The sequence below is a fragment of the Pseudomonas sp. SMN11 genome (assembly GCF_052041945.1).
Taxonomy (GTDB): Bacteria; Pseudomonadota; Gammaproteobacteria; order Pseudomonadales; family Pseudomonadaceae; genus Aquipseudomonas.
In genome coordinates this window covers 37,876-63,989 of the sequence record NZ_JBKGGW010000013.1, presented here as the reverse complement: position 1 = coordinate 63,989, position 26,114 = coordinate 37,876, and the positions used below count along the sequence as shown (strand labels likewise).

Here is a 26,114-nt window from a genome sequence, read left to right as displayed (position 1 = left end):
CATTTTCTGGTTATTCAACCGTGCGGGCGTGAGCCCGTGGAAGAGGTTTGCTATGGATTGGAAAGTCTTTCTGCTGCGCGTCAGCATTGCCCTGCTGCTCGGTGCGCTGATCGGTGCCGAGCGCCAACTGCGCCAGCGCCTGACCGGGCTGCGTACCAACGCGCTGGTCAGCACCGGTGCCTGCCTGTTCGTGCTGATGACCCAAGCGGTGCCTGGCATGGCACCCAACGATGCCTCGCGGGTGGCCGCTTACGTGGTGTCGGGTATCGGGTTTCTCGGTGGCGGCGTCATCATGCGCGACGGCTTCAACGTGCGTGGCCTGAACACCGCCGCCACGCTCTGGTGCACTGCGGCGGTTGGTGTGTTGTGCAGCCTCGGGCTGTTGCTCGAGGCAACGCTGGGCAGCCTGATGGTGCTGTGTGCCAACATCCTGCTGCGCGATATCGCCCAGCGTCTCGACCGCCAGGAGGTGCTGCCAGCCAGCGAGGTCGAACAACGGTTCGAGGTGCGCATCGTCTGCCGCGCCGAAGATGAGATCCAGGTGCGCAGCCTGATGCTGCACAGCCTGGGCGACCCACAGCTGCGCCTGCAATCGCTGCACAGTGAAGACCTGGCCAACCCGGCGCGCCTGGAAGTGCGCGCAGAACTGCTCGGTAACCCGCAGGCGCCGGCGCAACTGGAGCGGCTGGTGGGTCGGGTGAGCCTGGAGAAAGGCGTCAGCTCGGTGCGCTGGCAGTTGCAGGCCCAGGCACTGGCAGCGGACTAACGCTCTTCGCGCAGGTGCCGCTCCTTCTGCTCCTGGCGCTCCTTGGCTTCGATGCACAGCGTTGCCGTGGGGCGCAGCAACAGGCGGTGCAGGCCGATCGGCTCGCCGGTTTCCTGGCACCAGCCATATTCACCCCGGGCCAGGCGCTCCAACGCCTGGTCGATCTTGTCCAGCAGTTTCTTTTCCCGCTCCAGCGAGCGCAGCCGCCACTGCCGTTCCTCTTCGGCACTGCCGATGTCAGCCGGGTCGCTGTGCACTTCCTGCTCGCGCAGGGCCTGGAACTCCACCTCGATACGCGCTTGCAGGTCGAAGCGCTGGCCAAGCAGTAACTTGCGGAAAAATTGCTGTTGGACTTCGTTCATGTAGGCTGCAGGAGCCTGGCGCAGCAGTTCCTCTTCAGTCATCAAGGCAGTCTCACATGGCTGGGAAACTGTAAATGTTACGTTATAACCCATTCATTGCAAGCCCCGCCCAGCTCACCGCAGACTATTGCCCGCCCACGGAGGAACATTTAATGCACATACGCCCCGCCCTGCCCGCTGACATCGCCCAGTTGATTGCAGTCGAGCAATCCGCCGCACGCGCATTCTTGCGGCTGCCCGAACTGGCCTGGCTGGCCAGTGCCCAGGGGCTGGACGAAATGGCGCACAAGGCCTTCATTTACGATCATGGCAGCTGGTTGGCCGAGGATGACAATGGGCAGGTCCTGGGCTTTGTGTGCATGAGCCTGGAACGCCAAGCGCTGCATGTTCACGAGCTTTCGGTACGGTTGCAGTCGCAGGGGCAAGGTATCGGCAGGCAGTTGCTCGACCAGGCATGTGCCGTGGCGCGAGATCGGGGTGCCCTGACGCTGACTTTGACTACCTTTGCGCAAGTGGCCTGGAATGGCCCCTTCTATGCCCGATACGGGTTCGAAGTGCTCGATGATCAGCAGCTTGACGCAAGACTGCAGGGCATTCTGGCAACAGAGCGTGCGCATGGTTTGAGTGGGCGGTTTGCAATGCGCCTGGCTCTGGCTTGAGCAGTCATTCGGTACTTTCTGCCAACGCGGCTGCCACCGTATAACCATCACGCCCCTGCCGCTTGGCCTGGTACAACGCAGCGTCAGCCGCCGCCATCAGGCTTTCTGGCGTGCTGGCATCCCGTGTCGGATAGCCAACGGCGATCCCGGCACTGGCCGACACCACTCCCAACGGGCTACCGGCGTGGGTGATCGCGTGGCGCCGCAGCAACTGCATGATCTCTACGACAACCAGTTCGGCGCCTGCTACATCGGTATCAGGCAGCAACACGGTGAATTCTTCACCGCCATAGCGCACTGCCAGGTCCGCAGGCCGCTTCAACGCTTGCTGTAAGAGCTCGGCAAAGCGCCGCAGGCATTGATCGCCGGCTGGGTGGCCATAGCGGTCGTTATAAAGCTTGAAGTAATCCAGATCGAGCATGACCAGCGCCACCGGACGCCCCTGGCGCCGAGCCCGCTTGAGTTCGGCCTCGAACACTGCATCCAGCCGCCGGCGATTGCCGAGCCCGGTCAAGCTATCGGTCAGGGCCAGTGACTTGAGGGTCTGGTGCGCCTGGTGCAGCGCCCGCTCGATGGCGATACGCTCGCGCAGCTGGCGCAGCACCACCCAGCCGAACGCGGCCAGGCCGGCCAACAACAGCGACAGTATCGAGACCGACTTGATCACATCGTGCCGCCAGGGCGCGATGATCGATTCCCGCGACAGGCCCGCCTCCACCACCAGCGGATAACTCGACAATGCCCTGTACGCATACAGCCGCGGGGTCCCGTCAATCACCGCCACCGCCTCGGCCAGCCCTTCGTTGGCATAGGGCAGGTGGTTGCGAAACACCTCGCTGTCGGCCAGGCTGCGTCCCACTACTTGCTCTACGAACGGCCTGCGAACCAGGATGGTGCCATCGCGCTTGGCCAGCACCAGCGCGCCCCTTTCATCGATTTTGAAATCACCGTAATAGCGCACGAACCAGTCCACCTTGATGGTGCCGAGCAATACCCCGGCAAAGCTGCCATCGCGATTATTGAGCCGGCGCGAGATGGGAATGATCAGGTCGCCAGTGGTGCGACTGCGCACCACCGAGCCGATGTGCACGCTGCGGTCGGTATGGCTACGGTGATAGATGAAGTAGTCGCGGTCGGCATTGTTGGCATTGGGCGGTATCGCGTCGTGATAAGTCACGATCCAGCTGCCGTCCGGTGCGTAGATGAACAGGCCATGCAGTTGCGGCATGATCGCCATCTGCTGGGCCAGCAATGCATGCAGGCGTGGGCGGTCAAGATGATCGAAGCCATCACCCTCCAGGCGCTCGGCCAGCGCTGCGGTGATCGCGTCCACTTGGCGTATGGCGTCTTCGGCATGCTGGCTGGTGGCCCTGGCCAGGTTGCTGACCATGTTCTCGGCAGTGCTGAAAGCGAGCCGGTAATCACGCCAGGTGCGCCAGCCTTCGACAAGCACGAATGCCAGCATCATCATGGCCATGAATGCCAGGACCAGGCGGAACAGTACCAAGGCACGCCCTTCGCCACTGGCCGCGAACAGCCCGTCGTCATCCTGTTTTCTGGCTGCACTCATGGAAGTCCTTGCCCTCAAGCGTATGCCACCTCTGACTATAGTTCAGCACTCAGGTGCCTCACGGTGGTCGCCCGGTGCCAAGAAAAACTAAACCTTTGCCAACAAGCCCGGCTCAACCGTACGCGACACTGAGGTCGCGCCACCGGTATCAAGGAGTCAGGCATGAGCAATTTGTTCATCAAACGCGCTGGGTTGTCGCTGGTGCTGGGCATGGCGTCGCTGCAGGCACTGGCCGCGACGTCGGATGATTTTGTCGAGGCCGCCACCGAGGCCGGGATCGCCGAAACGGTCACTGGCAACCTGGCCATGGAAAAAAGTCAGAACGCCGAGATCAAGACATTCGCCCAGCAGATGGTCACCGACCACACCAAGGCCAACCAGAAACTTGGCGACATTGCCCGCAAACTGGATATCAGCGTTCCCGACGAAGCCACGCTGACCGACAAGGTGAAGAAGATGATCCTCGAATGGCGTGACGAGTCGTTCGACAAGTCGTACGTCAACAACCAGGTCGACGCCCACGAAAAGGCCGTGGAACTGTTCAAGAAGGAAGCGGCGTCCTCCGACAAGCCTGAACTGAAGGCCTTTGCCAGCGAAACACTGCCGACCCTGGAGCACCACCTGGAACAGGCCAAGGCACTCCAGGTTACCCACGGCAAGTGACCGTCCCAGCACACGAGGCCACACATGAGTAATGATGCATTGCGTAGCGAAATCCTCACTCGCCTGCTGCACGCCCACCCGCACGGCCTGGGCAAGGAATTACTGGACAACTACCGCGGCGAGAAAGCCGTGGCCGGCATGCTCAAAACGCTCCAGGAGCATGGATTGATCCAGGACGGTAGCGTGGCGGTGGGTGATGATCACCAAATCAGCATGAGCTATCCGATCAAGCTGTCTTCATCAGGGGTCGAAGCGGCCAAGCAAGTTGAGAGCTGAATGACAGCCGCCCCATCGTCCAATTGCTGGCGATGGGGCGTGTTGCATCAGGGCTTGGTGTTGGCTTTCTCGTCGTCCCTGGGCGGTTTGGCCGGCCCTTGTGGGTCGACTTGCGGATCTTCAAGGTCGGGCGAATCGGGGTCGAAGCCCAGGTCATGCTTTTTACTCGCCTGCTCTGAGGAATGCGGCCCCTGTCGATGCTGCTCTGGCTTGTTCATGTTGCGATCTCCCGGTGATGTTTACGGAAGAACACAGGCAGCTGAGGAAGTTTGATTCAATTGATCGCCTTCAGCTGCGCGCGGCAGGCCTTGAGCGCCTCGTCACGGCCAGCCAGTTCATCGTGCAAGTGCTGCAATTGCCTGCCCTGCTCGGCACACTGCGCGCGTTTGTCTTCCAAGCTTTGCGATTGCACCTGCAATTGCCGGCGCATTTCATCGCTGGCACCTTGAGCCTGCGCGAGGATTGTCCGCAAGCCCTGGATCTGCGAGTCGCGCTGCTCGAGCAGTTCATCCTTGACCTTGCACTCACTGTTGGCCTGGCGATGCTCGCCGAGCATCCGCTCGTTATCGCGGTGCAGGCGGGTTAGTTCGTCCTGCTTGACGATCATGCCTTGCTGCAATTGACGCAGCTCCACTTGCAACTGCTGGGTCTGCGCTTCGTGGCGGCGCTGCTCCTGTTCGCGCTGCTCGCGGCTGGCGCTGCGGTAATGCTCGAGCGCATCACGGGCATGCCGGTGCTTGTCTTCCAGCGAGCGCACCTGCTCGTCCTTGTCGGTCAACCGCACCTGCAATTCGCCCAGTGACTGATTGAGGCTGGCGCTACGCAACTGCTCGGCCTGCAGCGAGTTCTGTGCAGTCACCAGGCGCTCCGACTCGGCAGCCAGTGCAGCAGCCTGGATCTGCTGTTGCTGGTGGGCGGCCGCCAGTGCCTGCTGCGCCAGCTGCAACTGCGCCTCAAGCTTTTCGCGTTCCTCGTTGAACGCGGCTTCGGCCAGCTCGATGCGGGCGTCGCCCTCCTCCTGCACCTGCGCAGCCAATTGCGATACCAGCTTGGTCAGCGCGTCGCTGAGGGCAGCCTGCCCCTGCAGGGCAACGGGTTTCTGCCCCTCAAGCTCCTTCAAGTAGCGATGGATGGTGGTCTTCGACCCGGTATTGCCCAGCTCGATACGGACTGCATCGATGCTGGGGTACTCACCCCGGGCGATCAGCACCTGCCGCGCCTGCTGCACTACCGCCTTGTTGATACCGCCCCGGGCCATGTTTGCTCCTACGATTTCGTAACATGATACGTACCATGTAATTACGTGGGTATTTTCTTCCTTGCCAGGTAAATTTTCAAGTGAAATCTAAGGCTTAATAATCACGGCTTATCGCATGTGACGGATGAAAAACAGCGTTTCGACGATGACGATCGATCAGGTCGGTACGCCAGGCGGGAAAACCGGCCGATAAGCAGATTCGATATCCCATTAAGCATTTCCCAGAGGCGCCCGCTGCCGGGGGCGCCTTACAGTCAACTGCCGCCGACATCCGGCGCGGTGGTTCTCCATCCGAACTACTCACCACTACAAGAACAAAAGGTGATCCCCCATGCTCAAGCCCTCTGTCGACGCCAGCGTCGACGTCAAAGACTGGATCGACAGTCACCCTGTCTCGCCCTATCAGTGGATGATCCTGTCGCTGTGCTTTCTGATCGTGCTGTTCGATGGCTTCGACGTGGCCGTCATGGGCTTCATCGCCCCATCGCTGATGCAGGACTGGGGGCTCTCGCGTGCAGCGTTCGGCCCGGTGATGAGCGCTGGCATGGTCGGCCTGGCCCTCGGCGCCCTCACGGCCGGCCCCTACGCCGACCGCCTGGGGCGCAAGAAGGTGCTGCTGATTGCCGTCACCGGTTTCAGCCTGTTCAGCCTGGCCTGCGCCTTCGCCCGCAACCCTTATGAGCTGGCGGTGCTGCGCCTGCTGACCGGCATCGCACTGGGCGCGGCCATGCCCAACAGCACCACCCTGCTGGCCGAATACCTGCCTGAGCGCAGCCGCTCGCTGCTGATTACCGTCATGTTTACCGGCTTCAACATGGGCTCGGGATTGGGCGGGTTTCTCGCAGCCTGGCTGATTCCCCAGCACGGTTGGCAGTCGGTGCTGCTGGCCGGCGGCGTGCTGCCGCTCGCGCTGCTGCCCCTGTTGTTGTGGCTGCTGCCGGAGTCCGCCCGTTTCCTGGCCGCCCGCCAGGCGCCGACACAACAGATTGCCGCGGCCCTGGCCAAACTCGGCGGGCATTTCGCCGAAGGCACCCGCTTTACCGTCAGCGAACCGTCTGTGCAGCACAAGGCCCCGGCTCGCCAGCTGTTCAGCGAGCGCTACCGCTTCGGCACTTTGGCCTTGTGGGCGACCTATTTCATGGGCCTGCTGGTGATCTACCTGACAATGGGCTGGTTACCGACCCTGCTGCGTGATGGCGGCCTGTCGATCGAGCGCGCCGCGACCATCACCGGCCTGTTCCAGATCGGCGGCACCGTGGGCGCCATCGTGGTCGGCTGGATCATGGACCGGCGCAACCCCAACCGGGTCATCGCCGTCGCCTACGCCCTGGGCGGGCTGTGCATCGTGAGCCTGGGCGCCTTGAGCCTGGAGTCGAGCCTGCTGGTGGTTGGCGTGGCTGCCGCCGGTTTCTGCATGAGCGGCGCACAGACCGGCCTGAACGCCTTTGCCCCGGGCTACTACCCCACGGACTTCCGCGCCACGGGTGTAAGCTGGATGCTCGGCATCGGCCGCTTCGGCGCCATCTTCGGCTCGCTGATCGGTGGCGCCGTGCTCAGCCTGGGCCTGGGCTTGCCACTGTTGTTCACTTTCCTTGGACTGCCGGCGTTCGTCGCTGCCGTGGCGATCCTGGCCAACGGCCACGCCCGGCGCCGCGCCCATCCGGCCGTTACCGCGCAATAACCTGAAACAGAGGACCTTTACATGGCTCGTATCATTGGTGGCCTGGCCGTCTCCCACACCCCGACCATCGGCTTTGCCGTCGATCACGACAAACAGCAGGAAGCCGCCTGGGCGCCGATCTTCCAGAGCTTCGAGCCGATCCGCACATGGTTGCAGGCCAACCAGCCGGACGTGTTGTTCTACATTTTCAACGACCACATCACCTCGTTCTTCTTCGACCACTACAGCGCCTTCATCCTGGGGGTCGACGACCAATACGGTGTGGCGGATGAAGGTGGCAACCCGCGCGATCTGCCCGCGGTTGGCGGCCATGCGGCACTGTCGCGGCACATCGGCCAGAGCCTGATGGCCGACGAGTTCGACATGAGTTTCTTCCGCGACAAGCCGCTGGACCATGGCTTCTTCTCGCCGATGTCGGCACTGCTGCCGTGCGACGAGGGTTGGCCGGTGCAGATCGTGCCCTTGCAGGTGGGCGTGCTGCAGCTGCCGATCCCCACCGCGCGGCGCTGCTACAAGCTGGGCCAGGCCCTGCGCCGGGCCATCGAGAGCTACCCGGAAGACCTCAAGGTGGCGATCGTCGCCACTGGCGGGGTCTCGCACCAGGTCCACGGCGAGCGCTGCGGCTTCAATAACCCGGAATGGGATGCCCAGTTCATCGAGTTGCTGGTCAACGACCCGCAGCAACTCACCGAGATGACCCTGGCCGAATACGCCACCCTCGGCGGCATGAAAGGCGCGGAGGTGATCACCTGGCTGATCATGCGCGGCGCGTTGTCAGCCAAGGTCGAGCGCAAGCACCAGAGCTATTACCTGCCCTCGATGACCGGCATTGCCACCCTGCTGCTGGAAAACCTCGACCAGGGCCTGCCGGCACCGGTCAACGAGCGCCACCACCAGCACATGCAGCATCAGCTGGCGGGGGTCGAGCAACTGACGGGCACCTACCCCTACACCCTCGAACGCAGTGCCCGCGGCTATCGCCTGAACAAGTGCCTGCACCGTTTGATCGATCCACAGTGGCGTGAGCGCTTTGTGGCCGAGCCCGAGGCGCTGTTTGACGAGGCCGGGCTCAGCGAGGAGGAGCGCGACCTGCTGCGACGCCGCGACTGGCGCGGGCTGATCCACTACGGCGTGATCTTCTTCGTGCTGGAAAAGCTCGGCGCGGTCGTGGGCGTCTCCAACCTGGACATCTACGCCGCCATGCGCGGGCAGAGCCTTGAAGACTTCATGAAAACCCGCAACCAGCCAGTGCGCTATTCAGTAGCCGCTAAAGCCAGCCGCTGAGCAAACGGGGCCGCTCCGGCCCCGCAACCTTTGCCCCAACCCCACGCCCCAGCACATTCATGCCGCTGGCCGGCAGCGCTTTGCCCAACAAAAAGAGAAACAACAATGAAATCTCGCCCGTTCTACCCCCTCCTGCCGGGTATCGCCCTGGCGGCCAGCCTGCCCTTGTCGGCAGGTGCAGAAGGCTTGCTCGACGACACCAAGGCCAGCCTGACCCTGCGCAATTTCTACATGAATCGCGACTACACCGGCGATGCCAGCCAGAACAAGGCGGCGGAATGGACGCAGAGTTTCATCCTCGACCTGAAGTCCGGCTTCACGCCCGGCACCGTCGGCTTCGGCGTGGACGTGCTGGGCCTGTACAGCATCAAGCTCGATGGCGGCAAAGGCACCGCCGGCACGCAACTGCTGCCGGTGCACGATGATGGCCGCCCGGGAGATGACTTCGGGCGTACGGCCGTAGCCGGCAAGATACGTGTTTCCAAAACCGAGGCGTCGCCGTGGCCGGCACAGCCGTGACGGTGCTGGTGGCGCCGGGTGACAACTGGATGTTCCATGTCGCCGTCGAACAGTGTCGCTTGGGCGACCTGCTGGTGGCCGCTCCCAGCTCGCCATGTTGTGACGGCTACTTCGGCGACCTGCTGGCAACCTCGCTCAAGGCCCGCGGTGTGCGCGCCCTGGTGATCGACGCCGGTGTGCGCGACAGCCAGATTCTGCGCGACATGGGTTTTGCCGTGTGGTCGCGGGCCATCAATGCCCAAGGCACGGTCAAGGAAGTGCTGGGTTCAGTCAACCTGCCGCTGCTGTGCGCCGGGCAACTGGTCAATGCCGGTGACATCATCGTCGCCGACGATGACGGCGTGGTCGTGGTACGCCATGGCGAAGCGGCAAGCGTGCTGCGCGCAGCGACCGAGCGCGCCGAACTGGAAGAGCGCAAACGCCTGCGCCTGGCGGCTGGTGAACTGGGCCTGGACATCTACGAGATGCGCCCACGCCTGGCCGCCAAAGGCCTGCGCTATGTTGACCAGCTTGCCGACCTGGACCAATCAACATGAGCCAGACCCGCATCCCCTGCCTGCTCATGCGCGGCGGCACCTCGAAAGGCGCGTACTTCCTGCAGGACGACCTGCCCACCGATGGCGGCCTGCGCGATCGCGTACTGCTGGCGGTCATGGGCTCGCCCGACAGCCGCCAGATAGACGGCATCGGCGGCGCGGACTCACTGACCAGCAAGGTGGCGATCATCCGCCCCTCGCAATGCGCAGAGGCCGATGTCGACTATCTGTTCGCCCAAGTGCTGGTGGATGAGGCGCGGGTCGACTACGGCCAGAACTGCGGCAATATCCTGGCCGGGGTCGGGCCGTTCGCCATCGAGCGTGGCCTGGTCAAGGTCGATGGCCCGGTCACGGCCGTGCGCATCTTCATGGAAAACACCGGCCAGTTGGCAATCGCCCGGGTGCCTACGCCCGATGGAGTGGTGGAGTATGCCGGTGATACCCGCATCGACGGCGTGCCCGGGTACGGCGCTCCTCTGGTGATCAGCTTCACCGACATTGCCGGCTCCAGTTGCGGTGCTCTCTTGCCGACCGGCAACAGCCGTGACCAGGTCGATGGCATCGAGGTGACCTGTATCGACAATGGCATGCCGGTCATCCTGCTGCGTGCCGAAGACCTGGGGCTGAGTGGCCGGGAAAGCCGTGAAGCGCTGGACGCCAATGATGCGCTGAAGGCGCGCCTGGAGTCGATCCGCCTGCAGATGGGGCCGCGCATGAACCTGGGTGACGTCAGCCAGCGCAACGTGCCGAAGATGTGCCTGGTCTCCCCGCCTCGCCAGGGCGGCACGATCAGTACCCGCTCGTTCATTCCGCACCGCTGCCATGCCTCGATCGGCGTATTCGGCGCGGTCAGTGCCGCCACTGCCTGCCTGATCGAAGGCGCGGTGACCCAGGGCATTGCCGTCACAGGCACGGGCGACCACCAGCGGCTGTCGGTGGAGCACCCCAGTGGCGAATTCAGTATCGAGGTAAGGCTGCAACAGGGCGCATTGGCCGGCTGCGGGCTGGTACGCACGGCCCGCCTGTTGTTCGACGGGCAGGTCTGCGTACCTCGAGGGCTATGGTCGGGTGCTTAGAAGACGATAGGCACTGAATCAGTTGACCTGCTGCGCCACCTGCAACAACCCGCGCGGCAGCTTGAACCCCTTGAACGGTTGCTGGGTAATGGGGTTGAACGCTTTTTCGGCATTCAACCGGTAGCGCATCACCCCATCGCCGGCACGGAAGCTCAGGTCCACGCTGCTCTCGGTACGCCCGTTTAGCGCTCCGCGACTGAGCAGACGGAACATCGACCAAGGACCGCGATAATTGAGGCTGCTGCTGTTGCCACCTTGGCTGAGCAGGGTGAGGTTGCTGCGCACCTGCTGCCCCAGCGTATTGGGCCAGATCACCCCGACGATCTGACGCGGGCCTTGGGCGTAGGAAATCAGCTGGCCATCGAGGTCGAGCAGGCTGGTGCGCTGATTGGCACTGAGGCCCAAGGGCTCGATGCTGAACTGCACGCTGAGGTTACCCCGGGTGTCGAAGAATGTCTCGCGGATACGGTCGGCGGCATTCAGTTGCTCGATGACATCCTCGCGAATCAGTGAAGTCCCCTGCCGGTCCGAGCGCAACGCCTCGATATTGTCCTTCAGGAAGACCTTGAGGTACTGATCCTGGAACTGCTGCAACCGCCCCTTCGGCCCGAAAAAGGCCTCAAAGTCGTCCAGCGAGGCATCGGGCGCTTTCACTACGAAGGGATAGCGGCCGGCCAGACGCTGCTGAAAGAAGCTGTACACCTCATTGTCCCAGCGTCGCTCCAGTTCCCGCAAAGCCTCGATATTCAGCACACGGGCCGTTTGCTCGGCGACCGCCCTGACTTGCTGCCTCACAGGCTCGGGCAGGCCGGTCGCGACTCGCTGCAACGTACCGATAGGGTCGGCGCCCTGCATCGAGAAGCGCTGCAGCACAGCCTGCAACGCCGCATTGCCTCGATCCGGGCTGCCCTTCACCGTCCTCGCATACTCGTGGATGGCAATAATCGCAGCGAGGGTTTCATCGTAGTAGCTGGGATTCTCACCTTTCGCTTCGAGCATGGCGTTCAACCCGGAAAATGCCCGGCTGATCCCGGTAACCTGCAGTGGTACCGGGCTTCCCGATACGGTATCGGCCATGCTGGGTAATGCCGGCAAAGGCTGGATGACAGTGTTGTCACGCACTGTCTCCAGCAACCGTTGCAACGGCGCTGCCGGCCCGGTCAATTGCTCAAGAACCGTCACCGCATGGTCGAGGTCGCGAAAATCGGCGATGTCCAATGCCTGCAACGCGCGTTGCCAGCTGGCGATGTAGTCCGTGCTATACAGGGCGCGGACCCGCTCGGCCAGGGCTTCGCGGTCGGCATCGGAGTAGTCAAGGGCCTTGCGCTCGCCCAGCGCCCACTGGTCGATCAAGGCCATGTCGGTGATGTGCCGACTCTGCGGCTCGAAAAACTCGGTAAACCCTTTCGCAGTCAGCAGGGGCGTCAGATAGGTGTCCTCAGTTGCGCGGTCGCCTGGCTGATAGACGACGTCGAACACCGGGCCTACCTGGTGGCGCAGGTCCAGCCCGTAGGGCAGCCGCTCCAGGGCCTGCTGTTTGAGCGTGGCATATACCCGTTGTGGCAACGGGACCTTGCGCAAGGCCTGCTGAACGCTCTCGACGCGCGCCCGGAATTGCGGCAGGTCGACATCGGCATAGGCCAGGGCATACTGCAAATGTCGCATGAGGTCGCGCTGTACCTGCCCTTGGCCGGGAAACGCCCGCTGCCACTGACTCGCCATCCACTCCTCGACCCATTGCGGGCGACGGTTGTGGCGGTCTTCGAGCATGCGGTAGACCCTGAGCGCAGCCATCTGTTGGTCGCTAGCGGCTGGAGCTGCATCCATTGCATCCACCACGCCGCTGGCCAAGGCTGGCAGGAAGCGCCGCGAAAGGAGGCTCAGGTAAGCTTCGTCTACCCGGGGCCCGATGACCCGCCCCTGGTACAGGCCGACATCCGCCACCAGCGGCCATGCGGCGCGATAATCACCAAACACCGCAACAGCGCCGCGGATCTGGTCGAGTGGTTCCAGCAGGTTGCGGCCGGTGGGATCCAGGCCTGGGTCCACGGCTTGTTGGCTGAACGACCGGCTCTTGTCCAGCACCCCCGCCGCCTTGGCGCCGTTCAGGTCGAAGTAGCGGTACCAGGTGGCGGTTGCCATGGCCAATGTCAGCACGCCCACGGCGGAGCCAACCCACAGCAACTGACGTTTGCCTCGCGCAACCTGTACGTTGTCACCGGCCAGGCCCGCTTCCTTGTAGACGACCTGCTGGAAGACCTGCTGGGCGAAAAAGCTCTGTGCCTTAAGCTGTCGCGTGCTTTCACGCGGTGGCAATACGGTGCTGTAGGGCTGCGCCGCCTCGCGTACGAACGCGTTGCTGACCTCCCCCTGCTGACGCACCGAAGACCAGAACACCCCGCGTACCAGTGGCGGCGTGGTGAAGCGATCACTGGCCAGCACTTCGCGCAGGAAGCCAGTCAGAATCGGCCGCAGCCCGCCCAGCTGCGCAAGCAGTGAAACGAGGGATGTGCGCTGGGACAGTCCGTCCGCAACCAGCAATTGCTGCAGGGTCTGTGCCTGCAGTTGGAGGATCAGGCGATCATATTGCTCGATGAACTCGTCCTGCCAGGCATCGAAGCAGCTGAGCGCATCGAGCCTGAATGTAAAACCCAGCAACTGTTCGCGTTGGGCCGGTGAAAGACGGTTGTAGAAAGGACCGAAGCCGTCCAGCAAATCGTATTTGCTCAGAACCACGTAAAGCGGCAGCCGGGCGCCCAGTTGGCTGCTCACCTCATGCAGACGGGTGCGCAATACATAAGCCAGCGCGCTACGTTTCTCAGGCGTCCCGTGCAGCAACGCGGGCAGGTCGACGACCAGCAACAGGCCATTGAGCGCCCGGCGACTGCGATTACGCGACAACCAGGCCAGCAAGTCGCTCCAGAGCCTGGCCTGGATACCCGCAGGTAGCCCAGCCGGTGGTCCCTGGTCGGCATCCTGCTGCTGCGCGTCGATGGCGTCGTGGATGATGAGATCGCCTGGCGGGTCGAGGATCACCGCCTCATTGCTGACCCACCAGCCCACAGGAAAAGCCGTTTGCTCCAGTTGCTGCCCACGCGCCTGGACATCGCCGATACGCGTCAAGGAAAACCTTTGGTTCGTACCCTCAATAAAACCACTCTTGCCTGCGCACTTGTCGCCCAGCATCAGGTACCAGGGCAAACGATACAGCGCACGCCGCCCTCCCGCATTGCTCAGGTAATTCGCCAGCTGGCGATCCAGCGCCTGTTCCTGGCCGTGAACAAACGGCAAGCAAGGATCTGTCTGGGCCGCTGCGTTCTGACGGTGTTCCGCCTGCAGGCTACGAAAACGCTTGCGCAGTACAACGATCCAGCACAAAAGCGGTACCAGGACCAGCAGCAGGCTGACCACGCTACGTTGCTCGACACTTGCCAAGGGGTGTTGCTCGTGCCAGCTCCACTGCGGTCCCAGCCACCAGATGGCGGCCAACATCAACAATGCGCCCAACCCAAGCAGCAGCGGCATGGCAAGGCCGACTCGAATGGCCAGTGGCTCGCCCCAACGTTTGAATAGCTTCCAGAATTGACTCATGAAGGTTTCCAGTCCTTGTACTGATCGGTCAGCTCGGCATGAGCGTCGTACTGCTGAAGCCTCTGGAACACATCCGGTTCCCAGGCATCCGCCGTGGTTTGCTGCATCGTCAGGGCGACACTGCCGCATAGGTCCTGGGCCAGCCAGGAAACCCCGCGCGCCGCCAGCAGATCGGCGGCAATCAGCGTGCTGTGGCAGCGCTCGCGCAGTGCACCGAAATCCGCTTGCAGTGCCTGCAGGCGCAGCAGCACCGGCTCGATTCCACCCGCTTCCAGCTGGTTGGCCAGTTCTTCACGAAGCGCCCCAAACTCATGGGCAGGCGTGCCCCGATCGACCTGCCCTTGCGCACCTTTGAGCCATGCCAGGCACGGCTCGTCGACGAACGCCGTGCCATCGCTGAAACACAAGCGCTGGAGAGCCGGCAGGCGCTGGACAAATCGGACGGTGGTGGCGCGAATGGCTTCGGCCACCTCGCCCATCGCCAAGCGCTTTGCCACCATCGCGGCCAGGAAGCTGCCGCGGATCCAGTACGGCGAGGCCGCTACGCTCTTTTCAATGCGCAATAACAGCGCTACGTCCGTCGCCTGACTGGCGATGGCGTCCTCGTAGCTACCGGCAATATCGGTCGGCACCGCCATCAGCTCCGTGCGATGGTCCTGCCTGGCCGGCGGTACGGCCTTGATTGACGACCACAGACCAAAGCGGCGCAGCTGGTAGCCCGTTGGGTCGTAATGGTCCTGCTGGTTGATGAATTCGGCCATGTTCAACAACGCACGCCGGGTCTCGCGATCGGTGCCCAGAGACAAGCTGGCCTTGGGCGTAGCGAAAGTATCGCCCAGCGGTGCGGGTGTGGGCCGAGGCGCGGCGACCTTGGCTGGTGCGCTTTCGACCTTGCCGTCGGCACATTCCAGCTGCTTGAACAACTGCTGTTGCAACGCGTCGAGCAGACTGGGCTCCAGTTGCGCCCTGTCCGTCTGCCGTTGCAGGCATTCCATCGCCTGGCGCGCCGCTGCTGCCTGAGTGGGGCCGAAGGTAAACCGGTCCAGGCGTGGCAGCGCCTCAAGCAAGCGGTTGAGTACCAGCACCACCAGTTTGCGCTTGCCCAGCAAGCCCTTGGGCCCGGGCTTAGGGTGTGCGGACTCCCAATAGCGGTCGAGCATGCCTGCCAGCAGCCCGGCGGTGAACCCCCAGCGCGCCCAGCAACCACTGCGCAGCCAAGCGGCGCTCAGGTGCGCGACGATGCGCAAGTGTTTGCAGCGCTGGCACAAGTACTCGCGGGAAGCCTCCTCGATGTAAGGCCAATCGATAGTCGCCTCATGCAGGCCGCCAAGCTTGACCATTTCCTGGTCGACCGCCTGATAGCTATCGTCCTCCATGTCGAACAGGCCTGCCGGTGTTTCAGGGTCGATGGGCGCAAGCAACCGCTCGATGTCCTGCGCCGACACCTCCGCTACCAGTGACATGTTTTTCGCGCCTGGCCGATCAGTGGATCCAGCCCTTGAGCATCGAACGTCAGCCCATTGACACCCGGGTCATCGCTGAAGACCTGCACCCGATGCGCCCCGATCAAGCGCTTGATCTGTTCGATGGCGGGTAGTCCGCGGCCGGCATCGAGTACCTGGCCATTTTCCATCACCTGCCAGGCTGTTGCCGTGCTGGCTCCCCGTGCCCCCAGCAGTTGCACCTTGACCCGATTGGCATTGATCGGCTGCCCAGTGATCAACTGCAGCCTGGATATGTTCTGGATACAGCTGATCATCAGGTAGCTGCGAGGCTCAGCTGAGGCTATCGCCGGTGCTGATATCACCAGCCACGGCTGCGCTGCACCAGCCTCCTCGTGCGGGTTGCCGAGGCGGAAGGTCAGGTCATCGACGGGGCGGCCGGCCTCGTTCGCCATTACGCGTGACACGCTTGGCGCCTGCTGCTCCGGTGCCGACAGTGCCTGACTGGGCGCCCGGGCAGGCGTACCGGCGGCCTCGTCGAAACAGGCCAGGCGCTCCAGGTTGGATACCACGCGTGGACAGTCCCGTTGGGCACCAGCAAACGCCGGTTGCATAACGAACAGCAACGAAAGACCAGCGACATATGCACTGCGGGCAATCATCGTAAGTTGGCTCTCCCTCTAAAAACCAATGCTGGACCCTGCACTTGCAACCAAATTGATGGCACCAGGCATAGCCAAACCCCACGAAGACTATTCATGCCGAACGAGATATTCAAATAAATATTTCCTCACACTTAATCCCTCGACCAACAAGGCACTTCCTGCGCATGTTTTAAAGGAGGAATACTTGCCGGCAAGCATTCAGAAGGACAAATCCTACTTATGTAGGATACCCCTTACAGAAAACAAATAGTCGCGAGAAACATCTTACAAACATATACGACCCGCACCAGATACTTATACGAAACGCCCTACAAACACAGCAGGAATTTCAAATATATATGTCCAAGAATACGAATTCCGTGGCGCCGAAAGAACGCATCAACATCCGCTACGTACCCGCCACAGGCGGCGAGCAGGCTGAAGTCGAGCTGCCCCACAAGATGCTGGTTATCGGTGATTTCGGGCTGAACGACAGCCGTGCGCTCGAAGACCGCCCCGTCCTGCGGATCGACAAGCATTCGTTCGACAGCGTGCTGGAAGACGCCCAGGTGAGCCTGAACCTGTCGGTCCCCTCCCAGCTCGGCGCGGACTCGGACACCGAACTGGCCGTCAACCTGCAGTTCGCCTCGATCAATGACTTCGGGCCAGACCGGATCGCGCGCCAGGTGCCAGAGCTGAACCGGCTGATCGAGCTGCGCGAGGCGCTGGTGGCCCTGAAAGGGCCGCTGGGTAACGTCCCGGCGTTCCGCAAGCATCTCCAGCATTTGCTGGGTGACGATCAGGCTCGCCAACGGCTGGCACAAGAACTGAACCTGGTGCTCGACGCACCACGACAAGACTGAAGACAACGGAGCGTCAGCATGCCGACCCAGCACAACACGACCACTACGGCCGAAGTTTCATCCGAGATATTGGGCGAGGCCACCCTGCTCGACCAGGTCATGGCACAAACCCGGCTAGTCCCCACCCAGGAAGGCTATCAGGTTGCCCGGCAAGGCGTAGCCGCATTCATTACGCAGATTTTGCGAAGCGACGAGCCGGAGCAATCGATCAACAAGCATCGCGTCGACCAGATGATTGCCGAAGTTGACCGTGTACTTGGTAAACAGATGGATGCCATCCTCCACCATTCGGAGTTTCAGCAACGGGAGTCCGCTTGGCGCAGCCTCAAACTGTTGATAGATCGCACGGACTTTCGTGAGAACATAAAACTTGAGTGCCTGCATGCCAGCAAGGAAGAGTTGCTCGACGATTTCGAAAATGCAGCCGATATCACCTGCAGCGGTATCTACAAGCATGTTTATACCGCCGGTTATGGCCAGTTCGGTGGCGAGCCCATTGCCGCCATGTTGGGCAACTACCACTTCGGCCCGTCATCATCCGATATCAAACTGTTAAGTTACATGGCATCAGTGGGCGCCATGGCTCACGCACCATTTCTCGCGGCGCCTGCGCCGGAATTCTTCAATCTCAGCAGTTTCGAAGACCTGCCTGACCTGAAAGAGATCAAGGACATCTTTGCCGGTCCCCGTCATGCCAAGTGGCGAGCGTTCCGCGACAGCGAAGATGCTCGCCACACCGCGCTGGTCGCACCGCGCTTCATGCTGCGTTCGCCGTACCACCCCGAGGAACTGCCGACCGAAACCTTCAATTATCACGAGAACATGGACGGTCGCCACAGCAACTACCTGTGGGGCAACGCCGCGTTCCTGCTGGCCAGCTGCATCAACGACAGCTTTGCCCGCTACCGCTGGTGCCCGAACATCATAGGCCCGCAGTCGGGTGGCGCAGTGGATGACCTCCCGGTACACCTCTACGAATCACTGGGCCAGTTGCAGGCCAAGATCCCCACCGAAGTGCTGATCTCAGACCGCAAGGAGTTCGAACTGGCCGAGGAAGGTTTCATCGCCCTGACCATGCGCAAGGACAGCGACAACGCAGCGTTCTTTTCGGCCAATTCAGTACAGAAGCCCAAGGCCTTCCCCAAGACCCCTGAAGGCCTGCAGGCCCAGACCAACTACAAGCTCGGCACCCAACTGCCCTACCTGTTCATCGTCAACCGCCTGGCGCACTACATCAAGGTCATGCAACGCGAACAGATCGGCAGTTGGAAGGAGCGCCGCGACCTGGAGTCGGAGCTCAACAAGTGGATCAAGCAATATGTCGCCGACCAGGAAAACCCTTCGGCCGACGTACGCAGCCGTCGGCCGTTGCGCGCCGCCGCAATCACCGTCACGGATGTCGCCGGAGATCCTGGCTGGTATCAGGTCTCCATCGCCGTGCGACCGCATTTCAAGTACCTGGGTGCCAACTTCGAGATCTCGCTGGTTGGGCGGCTCGATACGCAATGAATGGCCTGTTCGACCGCCTGACTGCAGAGCGTCAGACCCGTCGCGCGCCTTCCCGGCGGGAACAGGCTGGGCAAAAGTTCGAGGTGATCAAACGGCACCTCGAAACCTTGCTCAACGCCCGCCAGGGTTGCTCCCGAAGTAGCCCTGAGCTGGGCCTGCGCGACTTCAACGGATACGACCTGAGCACCGGTGACCGCGTGCGGCAAGTCAGTGATGACATCCGCCAGACCCTTCAGCGCTTCGAGCCACGTATCCAGATCCGTGGGATGAAAGCCGTGCCCGATGCCTGCGCCCCGCTTGAGCTGCATTTGCGGCTCGATTGCCTGGTGCAGGTGAACGATCACCCTGAGCTATTGCAGGTCGAGTTGCTGGTCAACGGCCTTAGCCGATACACCCGAGTAAGGTAGTCATGTCATTAAAGGATCGATTCAGCGAAGAACTTCGCTATCTGCGCGAGTTGGGAGCGGATTTCGCCAAGGACAACCCACAACTGGCGCGGTTTCTCGGCAAGGACAGCGGCGACCCAGACGTGGAGCGTCTGCTTGAGGGCTTTGCGTTCCTGACCGCCAAGCTGCGGCTGAAGCTTGAGGACGACCTGCCGGAACTGACCCACCCCATGCTGCAATTGCTCTGGCCCAATTACCTGCGCCTCTTGCCGAGCGCAACGATCATCCAGTTCTCAGCGGAAAAACAAGCGCTCAGCCAGTCCCAAAGCATTCCCAAGGGTACACGGTTGTTCTCCGTCCCCGTGGATGGCATCGCTTGCGAGTACCGAACCTGCACCGAGGTAATGCTGCATCCTTTTGCCATCAGCGACGTCCAGGCGACCCACACGCCGGAGCATTCCGTGGTGCGCATCGAACTCGAAACACTGGTCGAACGTCCGCTGAACAGCTTGGGCTGCGACAGCCTCGACGTTCACCTCAGTGGCGATGACTGTTGTGCGCAGACCCTGTACCTGTGGTTGTCGCAGTACCTGAAGCACATCAGCGTGATGATCAACGGCGAAATCCGCCGGCTACCGGCCAGCAGCCTGGTTTTTCCCGGTTTCCGCCCGGAAGAAGCCCTGCTGCCCTACCCGCAGAATGTCTTCGACGGCTACCGGATCCTGCAGGAGTATTTCGTTTTTCCTCAGCGCTTCCACTTCTTCACCCTGACCGGCCTGGGCGAGCACTGGCCGGCCCAGAGCAGCGGGCAGGTAAGCATCGACTTCCATTTCAGCCGCCCGCTGCCCGGCGCAATGCCCCTTGGCGTCGACGATTTCTGCCTGTTTTGTACGCCAGCGGTGAACCTGTTGCACTGTGGTGCCGAACCGATCGACCTGTCTGGCGAGTACGCCCACACATTGCTCAAGCCAAGCTGCAGTGCAGCGCACGGCTACGAAATATTCAGCGTAGACCGAGTGATCAGCACGCGTACCTTGGCCGATGGCGAGGCGGGCGAGCCGCTGCGGGCCTTCCTGCCGTTCGAGTCGTTCGCCCATGAAATCGAGCACGCCCAAGGCCGGGCCGCGCTGTACTACCGTTGCCAACTCGAAGAATCATTGCTCGGCGATGGCGTGATACACCGTATATCTTTCGTGCACGCCGACACCAGCGTCTACCGCGGTGCGCTGGAAACGGCTTCCATCGACCTGACATGCACCAACCGCGACCTGCCTCTGGCGCTGAATGCCGGTGACATCTGCACCATCAACGAATTCACGCCACCGCTGACCACCTACCGCAACCTCCGGCGTCCGACCCGTCCGTACCGCCCTGTGCTCGACGGCCAGTTGCAATGGGCGCTGATTTCCAACCTGTCGCTCAACTACCTGTCGCTGCTCTCGGCTGACCCGCTGAAGGCGGTGATCCGCGCCTATGACTTCGCGGCTCTGCATGACATTCAGCAGGCGCGCACCACGCGCAAGCGCCTGGACGCCATTCGTGATGTGCAGACCGAGCCCCTGGACTGGCTGATCAACGGGCAGCCCGTTCGCGGCCTGCACACCCGATTGCAGCTCGACCAGCAGGGGTTCCTCTGCGAGGGCGACGTGTACCTGTTCAGTTGTGTGCTCGCGCGCTTCTTTGCCCTCTACGCCAGCATCAATTCCTTCCATCAACTGGAAGTGACCAACACCACCAACAACGAGCACTACACATGGCCACCGCTGATTGGCAAACAGCCCCTGATTTAGCCGATTCGCTGCTCGCACAGGCGCATCGGTTCAATTTCTTCCAGTTGCTGGAGCATCTGCACGGCTTGCATGGTGACAATCTGGAAGCCCGTTGGCCCGATGCTGCCACGCGCTTGCGGGTGCGCCTGGGCTGCGATCCACGACTGCGGTTTCCCGCCAGCGATGTGCTGAGTGCCAAGCAATTGCCTGGCCATGATGCCCGCTACCGGATCTGCACCACCTTCATGGGCCTGCACGGCAGCGACTCGCCGTTGCCCACCTACTACCTGGAGCAGATCGCCCATGAACATGTCCAGGGCATTGGTATACGTCCTGCGTTCTTCGATTTCTTCAACCATTACCTGCTCAGCCTGCTCCACCGCGCCTGGCGCAAGTACCGTTACTACATTCGCTTTCAACCCGGCGCCAACGACCAGTTTTCCCAATACGTCTTCGCGATGATCGGCCTCAATGATCGGCAATTGCGCGGTGACACCGCGCTGCCCTGGAGCCGCCTGCTCAGTTTCGCCGGGGTGATTGCCAGCCGCAGCCGTTCTCCGGGCACCGTGGCCGGCATCATTGGCCACTGCTTCGACCTTGCGCAGGTACACATCCGGGAGTTTGAGACACGCTCGGTACCCACCGCCGCCCGCCAGCGGGTGCGACTTGGCCGGGCCAACGGCGAACTGGGCAGCAGCTTCATGGTTGGCAGCCGAACGCGAACCCGCTGCAGCAAGTTCACGATCGTGATCAGCGAGCTTGATCAAGCGCAGTTTCGCGACCTGCTGCCCAGTGGCATCAACTTCGGCCGTTTGCGCGCACTGATCGACGTTCTGCTGCGGGATGGGCTGGCGTATGACCTCGAGCTGCGCCTCAAGCGCAACGCGCTGACGCCGTTCAGCCTGCACCGCAGCCAGGGTGCCTATCTGGGCTGGACCAGCTTCGTCGATGACCGTCACGGAGTGATCAGCCCGGTGGTCAGGTTCAGGGGGCGGGCATGAGCGCTTTGATCCTGCACGTCAGCAACCTCGATCAGCTACCCCACGGCGTGAGTCGACAGCACCGCTTCGGCCGCGGCGGCGGCACCCTCGGCAGCCAGGGTGCGGACTGGCTATTGATCGACAGGAGCCTGAAGGTGCGGCCCATCCACTGCGAGATCCGCTGGACGGAAGGCGGGTACTGCGCCATCGACCGCAGCTGCCAGACGTTCCTGAATGACAGCACGCGCTGTCTCGGTAAACGCCCACCCATGCGCCTCAAGGATGGCGACATCCTGCGGGTCGGCGCCTATCGGTTGCGAGTCGATCTGCAGCCGGAACAGGCATCCAGGTGCTCTCTGGAGGAAGTCTTCGTGCCTCGGCAGAACGTGCACGAGGCCCTGGAGGCGAGCGCTTCGACTTACCCGCGGGACAGCGCCATCGATTCCTTGCCACCCCTTGCCGCTACGGATGTGTGCTCGGCATTCGACCCGATCCCCGGGCGCGACTCCTTGGCTGCGCTCGATGCGAGGTTACAGGCTTGCCCTGCGGACCAGAACCCCCTGCAAGATCTGCTACAGGACCGTGATCATGCTTCCACGCCTGATGCTTTGCGCTTCAATGTTGCTTGTGCTCACCACCACCGCTGGCTGCACTGCCCTGGGCAAGATGTTCCAGGTGCTGAAAGACCCGTCTATCCCCGTGGGCGCCCCAGAAGATGTGCCGACTGAACTCGCTATCAGCATCCATGTCAGCCCCACGCTGAATGGTGTTGCCGACAGCGGAGAAACCGCTGATGCGGCACCAGGCGAACTCGAACCCGGCCCTTACACGGTCAGCCTGAGCGCAGACGACCCGCATGCGCTCACCGAAAAGGTCGCCAGCCTGTTCAGCTACCTGCAAGCGCAGTATCCCGATTCAGCAGACGCAGATGAGAGTGCACTCGGAGACTACGAGGTACCCACGATAGCGCTTGAGCGGCCCGATGCAACGCCCAGCTACAGCCCCCAGCTCGCCAGCCCGATCGCCATCAAGGTCCTGCAACTACGGGACGACTCACTGCTGCTCAACAGTGCTCACCAGCAACTGGCGCCGGACCCGGCCAAGGCACTGCGCAGCACCTACATCCGCGATGACGATTACCTACTGTCGCCTGGCCAGTTCAAGTTTGTGCCGTTCGAACCCCTCCATGACGACACTCGCTTCATTGCAGTGATTGCCGACTACCGCAGCCTGGAGAGCGCAACCTGGCAGCAGGTACTGCGCATTGTCCCGCGCGGCCGCCGGGTGGTGCTCTCGCTGCAAGTCCATGACGCGCAGATCGAGCTCAAGGAAGAGGACCGATGATCGATCAGCCGGCCTGCAACCCCTCATCCCTGACATGGAGTGCCCATGAGTTCACGTAACCCTGTGCTTTGGCCCGAAGGCCTGTTCGTCAAACCGCAGCATTTCCAGCAAGCGGCCCGGTCCAGCGAGGCGGCGCTGCATCAGCGGCTGAGCAGCCTGAATGCGGCGTTCTACGGCTTCAGCGAACTGCAGTTGAACGATGAGTACCTGTGCCTTGGCAAGGTCGCCATCATTCGTGCCAAGGGCATCATGCCCGACGGGACCGTCTTCGATATCCCTGGCGACCTGCCCCCCCCGCCGCCACTGGAAATCAGTGACGATGGCGCGCAGAACAGCGAGATCTACCTGTGCCTGCCACTGCGCACCGACGGCGGCCGTGAAGTGAGCTGGCCGGACAGCGTGGCAAACCTGCGTTATGTCGCGCATGCCCAAGATATCAAGGACACCCACACCGCCGATGGCGACTTGGTGCAGGTGGACCTCGCCGTACCGAACCTGCAGCTACGGCGGCAAAGTGAAGACAGCAGTGCCTATACCCGCCTCGCGCTGGCAAGAATCCTCGAGCGTCGCTCCAATGGCAGCCTGCAGCTGGACGACTCGTTCTACGCCACCAGCGTGTCGGTGCGGGCAGTGCCGGCGCTGCAGCGCTTCCTTGAAGAGATCAGCAATACCTTGCGCGAACGTGCGCGCAACCTGGCGGCGCGTATCAGCTCGTCGGGCCAGTCCGGCATCGCCGATATCCGCGACTTCAACCTGTTGCAGGCTCTGAATCGCTGGTGGCCATGCTTCGCCCACCTGGCCCGGCAACCGCAGACCCACCCGGAACAGCTCTATCTCTGCATGAGCCAGGCCTGTGGTGAGCTGGTGACCTTCACCGACGAGAACCGCCTGCCTCAGGAGTATCCGGCTTATCACCACAACGCCCTGCGTACTTCCTTCAAGCCACTGGAAGACACGCTGCGCCGCGCGCTGAGCACGGTGCTGCAGCCGCGGGCGGTGTCGTTGCCACTGCGGACCCTCAATTGGGGTGTGATGACTACGACCCTGGAAGATCGCCGCCTGATCGACGAGGCTGACTTCATCCTCGCGGTGCGCGCCGACCAGCCCGTCGAATCGCTGCGTCAGACCTTCGTACACACGGTCAAGGTCAGCGCGCTGGAAGCGATGAACGAAATGGTCCTGCATCACTTGCCGGGCATCGCGCTGGTGGCGTTGCCGGTGGCACCACGCAACCTGCCCTTCCATGCCGGCTTCAGCTACTTCGAGCTGGACCGGCGCAGCCCCGCCTGGGCATCCATGAAGGACAGCCACGGGTTTGGCATCCACATCGCCGGGAAAATCCCAGGCCTTGAACTGCAATTCTGGGCGATCAGGAGTGAATGAAATGGACGCGTTCGCAAGCAAGAATGTTGATACACCGCCAACAAAACGTGAACCGCTGGAGACGGCGCTTCAACCGTCGAAATACGGGGCTGCAGATGCATATGCAGCTGATGCCGAAACCGCTGGCGCAGGCTACCCGGCAGACCCGGACTTCCAAATGCGCGGCACCTTCCAGAACCCCATGATTGATGCGGCGATGCCGCTGTTCGGCCTGGTGATGCGCCTGCGCACACTGGACAGCCTGCCCAACATCCAGGACGTGCACCATCAGGTGCGCACCCAGGTCGACAACATCGTCGAGGAAATGCGCCAGCACGGCTATGAGTCCGCGCAACTGCTGGCCTATTCCTACGCCCTGTGCCTGTACCTGGACGAAGCCGTGATGAGCCGCCCCTGGGGCAGAAATTCTTGCTGGAGCCAAGAGTCGCTGCTGAGCATTTTTCATCATGAGACCTGGGGCGGGGAAAAGATCTACACGGTGCTGTCGCGCCTGATGCAGGAGCCCCAGCGCTATATCGACGTGCTGGAGTTTCTGTACCTCTGCCTGTGCCTCGGTCTCAAAGGTAAATACGGCCTGGCACCCAAGGGTGATGAGGCTGTGAATGCCCTGCTCCAGCAGATCCATACGCTTATCCGCGAAGTGCGTGGCCCGATTCCGGAGCAGGGCTGCGATCCACTGAGTAATGTCGCGCCCAGCGACTTCCGCATGCACCGTCAGTGGCCATGGTGGAGCCCGCTGCTGATCAGCGCCGCCGCCATGGCAGTGGTGTACGGGGTTTACAGCTATCGCCTGCACCTGCTGACCGCCGAAGTGCTGGAGTCGCTCAACGGCATTCTGCAGCAGTGAACGTTTTCAACGAACTGACGAGGCCCCAGCCTCGCTGACAAGCCCATCGCTACCGATGGCCACGCCACCTGTGGTGCGCGTGTTTTATCCACTTGGATGCAGGAGAGACTGCCATGCCAACACCCGCTTACATCGTAATTGAAGGCTCCACTCAAGGCTTGATCACTGCCAAGGCATTTACAGCAGATTCGGTTGGAAACGGCTACGTGGAGGGCCACGAAAACGAAATTCTCGCTCAAGAAATAAAGCACAGAGTAACCGTGCCGACCGACCCCCAGAACGGACAACCTGCCGGGCAACGCGTTCACAAACCGTTCACTTTCACCTGCTCGCTGAACAAAGCTGTTCCGTTGTTGTATCAAGCGCTGGTGACCGGAGAAGTGCTGCCACTGACCACTATCCGGTGGTACCGCACATGCGTGCAGGGTTTGCAGGAGCACTTCTTCACCACCGAGTTGGTGGACGGCATCATCGTTGATATCAACACGGTATTACCGCATGTGCAAAATCAGGAAAACGCCAATTACACGCAGCTCGTCGAGGTCTCGATGAAGTATCGCAAGATCAGTTGGGAGCACAAGGTCGCTGGGACCTCGGCCAGTGACGACTGGCGTAGGCCCATGGAAACCGCCGTTTGACCTAAATAGACGAAACCGGTCAGCGCTGCTGCTCGGTTTCTGGAACTGCCGGACTGCGGATTTGAATT

General features: G+C 62.0%; 24 protein-coding genes and 2 pseudogenes. 19 read left to right on the top strand and 7 right to left on the bottom strand.

Translation table 11 applies throughout. The features are described from left to right. The first annotated feature begins 52 nt into the window (after nucleotides 1–52). Nucleotides 53–766 (top strand): MgtC/SapB family protein, encoded by a 714-nt coding sequence (locus ACLEJU_RS13760; protein ID WP_435424441.1) that lies wholly within the window; start codon nucleotides 53–55, stop codon nucleotides 764–766. Here ACLEJU_RS13760 and dksA read toward each other — a convergent pair. After that, on the bottom strand, nucleotides 763–1,170 hold the full coding sequence (gene dksA / locus ACLEJU_RS13755) for an RNA polymerase-binding protein DksA (protein WP_435424442.1): 408 nt from the start codon (nucleotides 1,168–1,170) through the stop codon (nucleotides 763–765). The genes ACLEJU_RS13760 and dksA overlap by 4 nt on opposite strands. A gap of 110 nt (nucleotides 1,171–1,280) precedes the next feature. Here dksA and ACLEJU_RS13750 point away from each other — a divergent pair, with 110 nt between their 5' ends. Next, nucleotides 1,281–1,787 carry a GNAT family N-acetyltransferase gene (locus tag ACLEJU_RS13750; RefSeq protein ID WP_435424443.1) on the top strand — a complete coding sequence of 169 codons (507 nt, stop codon included), beginning with the start codon at nucleotides 1,281–1,283 and terminating at the stop codon, nucleotides 1,785–1,787. 4 nt (nucleotides 1,788–1,791) lie between these two features. Here ACLEJU_RS13750 and ACLEJU_RS13745 read toward each other — a convergent pair whose 3' ends face one another. After that, nucleotides 1,792–3,357: a sensor domain-containing diguanylate cyclase gene (locus ACLEJU_RS13745; RefSeq protein ID WP_435424444.1), complete on the bottom strand. Its 1,566-nt coding sequence runs from the start codon at nucleotides 3,355–3,357 to the stop codon at nucleotides 1,792–1,794. A 162-nt stretch (nucleotides 3,358–3,519) separates the two neighbouring features. Between ACLEJU_RS13745 and ACLEJU_RS13740 the strand changes: the two genes are divergently transcribed. Further along, nucleotides 3,520–4,020 (top strand): DUF4142 domain-containing protein, encoded by a 501-nt coding sequence (locus ACLEJU_RS13740; protein WP_435424445.1) that lies wholly within the window; start codon nucleotides 3,520–3,522, stop codon nucleotides 4,018–4,020. A gap of 24 nt (nucleotides 4,021–4,044) precedes the next feature. After that, on the top strand, nucleotides 4,045–4,296 hold the full coding sequence (locus ACLEJU_RS13735; protein WP_103447434.1) for a hypothetical protein: 252 nt from the start codon (nucleotides 4,045–4,047) through the stop codon (nucleotides 4,294–4,296). A gap of 47 nt (nucleotides 4,297–4,343) precedes the next feature. Here ACLEJU_RS13735 and ACLEJU_RS13730 read toward each other — a convergent pair whose 3' ends face one another. Together ACLEJU_RS13730 and ACLEJU_RS13725 are read right to left on the bottom strand one after the other, a co-directional pair. Further along, nucleotides 4,344–4,514: a DUF6021 family protein gene (locus tag ACLEJU_RS13730; RefSeq protein ID WP_181004496.1), complete on the bottom strand. Its 171-nt coding sequence runs from the start codon at nucleotides 4,512–4,514 to the stop codon at nucleotides 4,344–4,346. A gap of 56 nt (nucleotides 4,515–4,570) precedes the next feature. Further along, nucleotides 4,571–5,554, bottom strand: a complete 984-nt coding sequence (locus ACLEJU_RS13725) for a DNA-binding protein (RefSeq protein ID WP_435424446.1) — start codon at nucleotides 5,552–5,554, stop codon at nucleotides 4,571–4,573. Nucleotides 5,555–5,885: 331 nt separating this feature from the next. Between ACLEJU_RS13725 and ACLEJU_RS13720 the strand changes: the two genes are divergently transcribed. The 5 genes and pseudogenes from ACLEJU_RS13720 (at nucleotide 5,886) to ACLEJU_RS13700 (ending at nucleotide 10,650) form a co-directional block, all read left to right on the top strand. Continuing rightward, nucleotides 5,886–7,235 carry an MFS transporter gene (locus ACLEJU_RS13720; RefSeq protein WP_435424447.1) on the top strand — a complete coding sequence of 450 codons (1,350 nt, stop codon included), beginning with the start codon at nucleotides 5,886–5,888 and terminating at the stop codon, nucleotides 7,233–7,235. Between the two features lie 21 nt (nucleotides 7,236–7,256). After that, nucleotides 7,257–8,519, top strand: coding sequence for a gallate dioxygenase (locus tag ACLEJU_RS13715; RefSeq protein ID WP_435424448.1), 1,263 nt, complete (start codon nucleotides 7,257–7,259; stop codon nucleotides 8,517–8,519). 105 nt (nucleotides 8,520–8,624) lie between these two features. Then, a pseudogene (locus ACLEJU_RS13710) lies at nucleotides 8,625–9,011 on the top strand (OprD family outer membrane porin); the annotation flags it as partial. After that, nucleotides 9,008–9,574 (top strand): annotated as a pseudogene (locus ACLEJU_RS13705) (4-carboxy-4-hydroxy-2-oxoadipate aldolase/oxaloacetate decarboxylase); the annotation flags it as partial. The pseudogenes ACLEJU_RS13710 and ACLEJU_RS13705, both read left to right, overlap by 4 nt. Next, nucleotides 9,571–10,650: a 4-oxalomesaconate tautomerase gene (locus ACLEJU_RS13700; protein ID WP_435424449.1), complete on the top strand. Its 1,080-nt coding sequence runs from the start codon at nucleotides 9,571–9,573 to the stop codon at nucleotides 10,648–10,650. The pseudogene ACLEJU_RS13705 and the gene ACLEJU_RS13700, both read left to right, overlap by 4 nt. An 18-nt stretch (nucleotides 10,651–10,668) precedes the next feature. Here the strand turns inward: ACLEJU_RS13700 and tssM are convergent, their stop codons facing one another. The 3 genes from tssM to vasI are packed head-to-tail and all read right to left on the bottom strand — an operon-like array spanning nucleotide 10,669 to nucleotide 16,255. Continuing rightward, a complete protein-coding gene (gene tssM, locus ACLEJU_RS13695; protein WP_435424450.1) occupies nucleotides 10,669–14,241 on the bottom strand; it encodes a type VI secretion system membrane subunit TssM in 3,573 nt (1,190 codons plus the stop codon). Next, entirely contained in the window at nucleotides 14,238–15,704 is a 1,467-nt protein-coding gene (gene tssA / locus ACLEJU_RS13690) for a type VI secretion system protein TssA (protein WP_435424451.1), read from the bottom strand. Before tssA ends, tssM begins: the two co-directional genes overlap by 4 nt. Beyond that, on the bottom strand, nucleotides 15,692–16,255 hold the full coding sequence (vasI, locus tag ACLEJU_RS13685; protein ID WP_435424452.1) for a type VI secretion system-associated protein VasI: 564 nt from the start codon (nucleotides 16,253–16,255) through the stop codon (nucleotides 15,692–15,694). The genes tssA and vasI overlap by 13 nt, the downstream gene beginning before the upstream one ends. 431 nt (nucleotides 16,256–16,686) lie before the next feature. Between vasI and tssB the strand changes: the two genes are divergently transcribed. The 10 genes from tssB to ACLEJU_RS13635 all read left to right on the top strand — a co-directional run bounded on the left by tssB (nucleotide 16,687) and on the right by ACLEJU_RS13635 (nucleotide 26,046). After that, the gene (gene tssB, locus ACLEJU_RS13680) at nucleotides 16,687–17,190 is read left to right on the top strand and encodes a type VI secretion system contractile sheath small subunit (RefSeq protein ID WP_435424453.1); all 504 of its coding nucleotides are present in this window, start codon (nucleotides 16,687–16,689) and stop codon (nucleotides 17,188–17,190) included. Nucleotides 17,191–17,208: 18 nt separating this feature from the next. Next, nucleotides 17,209–18,699: a type VI secretion system contractile sheath large subunit gene (tssC, locus tag ACLEJU_RS13675; RefSeq protein WP_435424454.1), complete on the top strand. Its 1,491-nt coding sequence runs from the start codon at nucleotides 17,209–17,211 to the stop codon at nucleotides 18,697–18,699. Further along, nucleotides 18,696–19,106 carry a type VI secretion system baseplate subunit TssE gene (gene tssE, locus ACLEJU_RS13670; protein WP_435424455.1) on the top strand — a complete coding sequence of 137 codons (411 nt, stop codon included), beginning with the start codon at nucleotides 18,696–18,698 and terminating at the stop codon, nucleotides 19,104–19,106. Before tssC ends, tssE begins: the two co-directional genes overlap by 4 nt. Nucleotides 19,107–19,108: 2 nt before the next feature. Next, entirely contained in the window at nucleotides 19,109–20,875 is a 1,767-nt protein-coding gene (tssF, locus tag ACLEJU_RS13665; protein WP_435424456.1) for a type VI secretion system baseplate subunit TssF, read from the top strand. After that, entirely contained in the window at nucleotides 20,839–21,855 is a 1,017-nt protein-coding gene (gene tssG / locus ACLEJU_RS13660) for a type VI secretion system baseplate subunit TssG (protein WP_435424457.1), read from the top strand. Before tssF ends, tssG begins: the two co-directional genes overlap by 37 nt. Then, a complete protein-coding gene (locus ACLEJU_RS13655) occupies nucleotides 21,852–22,562 on the top strand; it encodes an FHA domain-containing protein (RefSeq protein ID WP_435424458.1) in 711 nt (236 codons plus the stop codon). The genes tssG and ACLEJU_RS13655 overlap by 4 nt, the downstream gene beginning before the upstream one ends. After that, on the top strand, nucleotides 22,453–23,178 hold the full coding sequence (gene tssJ, locus ACLEJU_RS13650) for a type VI secretion system lipoprotein TssJ (RefSeq protein ID WP_435424459.1): 726 nt from the start codon (nucleotides 22,453–22,455) through the stop codon (nucleotides 23,176–23,178). Before ACLEJU_RS13655 ends, tssJ begins: the two co-directional genes overlap by 110 nt. Before the next feature lie 45 nt (nucleotides 23,179–23,223). Then, nucleotides 23,224–24,561 (top strand): type VI secretion system baseplate subunit TssK, encoded by a 1,338-nt coding sequence (gene tssK, locus ACLEJU_RS13645; RefSeq protein ID WP_435424460.1) that lies wholly within the window; start codon nucleotides 23,224–23,226, stop codon nucleotides 24,559–24,561. A 1-nt stretch (nucleotide 24,562) separates the two neighbouring features. Continuing rightward, the gene (gene icmH / locus ACLEJU_RS13640; protein ID WP_435424461.1) at nucleotides 24,563–25,408 is read left to right on the top strand and encodes a type IVB secretion system protein IcmH/DotU; all 846 of its coding nucleotides are present in this window, start codon (nucleotides 24,563–24,565) and stop codon (nucleotides 25,406–25,408) included. 113 nt (nucleotides 25,409–25,521) lie between these two features. Further along, entirely contained in the window at nucleotides 25,522–26,046 is a 525-nt protein-coding gene (locus tag ACLEJU_RS13635) for an Hcp family type VI secretion system effector (protein WP_435424462.1), read from the top strand. Nucleotides 26,047–26,114 lie beyond the last annotated feature (68 nt).

Bases quoted from the DNA above. Each gene is read 5' to 3' on its own strand.
- ACLEJU_RS13745 (WP_435424444.1), bottom strand. From the start codon at position 3,357: ATGAGTGCAGCCAGAAAACAGGATGACGACGGGCTGTTCGCGGCCAGT.
- tssM (WP_435424450.1), bottom strand. From the start codon at position 14,241: ATGAGTCAATTCTGGAAGCTATTCAAACGTTGGGGCGAGCCACTGGCC.
- tssF (WP_435424456.1), top strand. From the start codon at position 19,109: ATGTCATTAAAGGATCGATTCAGCGAAGAACTTCGCTATCTGCGCGAG.
- tssJ (WP_435424459.1), top strand. From the start codon at position 22,453: ATGTTGCTTGTGCTCACCACCACCGCTGGCTGCACTGCCCTGGGCAAG.
- ACLEJU_RS13730 (WP_181004496.1), bottom strand. From the start codon at position 4,514: ATGAACAAGCCAGAGCAGCATCGACAGGGGCCGCATTCCTCAGAGCAG.
- ACLEJU_RS13735 (WP_103447434.1), top strand. From the start codon at position 4,045: ATGAGTAATGATGCATTGCGTAGCGAAATCCTCACTCGCCTGCTGCAC.
- dksA (WP_435424442.1), bottom strand. From the start codon at position 1,170: ATGACTGAAGAGGAACTGCTGCGCCAGGCTCCTGCAGCCTACATGAAC.
- ACLEJU_RS13720 (WP_435424447.1), top strand. From the start codon at position 5,886: ATGCTCAAGCCCTCTGTCGACGCCAGCGTCGACGTCAAAGACTGGATC.
- tssK (WP_435424460.1), top strand. From the start codon at position 23,224: ATGAGTTCACGTAACCCTGTGCTTTGGCCCGAAGGCCTGTTCGTCAAA.
- ACLEJU_RS13700 (WP_435424449.1), top strand. From the start codon at position 9,571: ATGAGCCAGACCCGCATCCCCTGCCTGCTCATGCGCGGCGGCACCTCG.
- ACLEJU_RS13740 (WP_435424445.1), top strand. From the start codon at position 3,520: ATGAGCAATTTGTTCATCAAACGCGCTGGGTTGTCGCTGGTGCTGGGC.
- ACLEJU_RS13725 (WP_435424446.1), bottom strand. From the start codon at position 5,554: ATGGCCCGGGGCGGTATCAACAAGGCGGTAGTGCAGCAGGCGCGGCAG.
- ACLEJU_RS13760 (WP_435424441.1), top strand. From the start codon at position 53: ATGGATTGGAAAGTCTTTCTGCTGCGCGTCAGCATTGCCCTGCTGCTC.
- ACLEJU_RS13750 (WP_435424443.1), top strand. From the start codon at position 1,281: ATGCACATACGCCCCGCCCTGCCCGCTGACATCGCCCAGTTGATTGCA.
- tssB (WP_435424453.1), top strand. From the start codon at position 16,687: ATGTCCAAGAATACGAATTCCGTGGCGCCGAAAGAACGCATCAACATC.
- tssC (WP_435424454.1), top strand. From the start codon at position 17,209: ATGCCGACCCAGCACAACACGACCACTACGGCCGAAGTTTCATCCGAG.
- tssA (WP_435424451.1), bottom strand. From the start codon at position 15,704: ATGTCACTGGTAGCGGAGGTGTCGGCGCAGGACATCGAGCGGTTGCTT.
- ACLEJU_RS13715 (WP_435424448.1), top strand. From the start codon at position 7,257: ATGGCTCGTATCATTGGTGGCCTGGCCGTCTCCCACACCCCGACCATC.
- ACLEJU_RS13655 (WP_435424458.1), top strand. From the start codon at position 21,852: ATGAGCGCTTTGATCCTGCACGTCAGCAACCTCGATCAGCTACCCCAC.
- tssE (WP_435424455.1), top strand. From the start codon at position 18,696: ATGAATGGCCTGTTCGACCGCCTGACTGCAGAGCGTCAGACCCGTCGC.
- tssG (WP_435424457.1), top strand. From the start codon at position 20,839: ATGGCCACCGCTGATTGGCAAACAGCCCCTGATTTAGCCGATTCGCTG.
- ACLEJU_RS13635 (WP_435424462.1), top strand. From the start codon at position 25,522: ATGCCAACACCCGCTTACATCGTAATTGAAGGCTCCACTCAAGGCTTG.
- icmH (WP_435424461.1), top strand. From the start codon at position 24,563: ATGGACGCGTTCGCAAGCAAGAATGTTGATACACCGCCAACAAAACGT.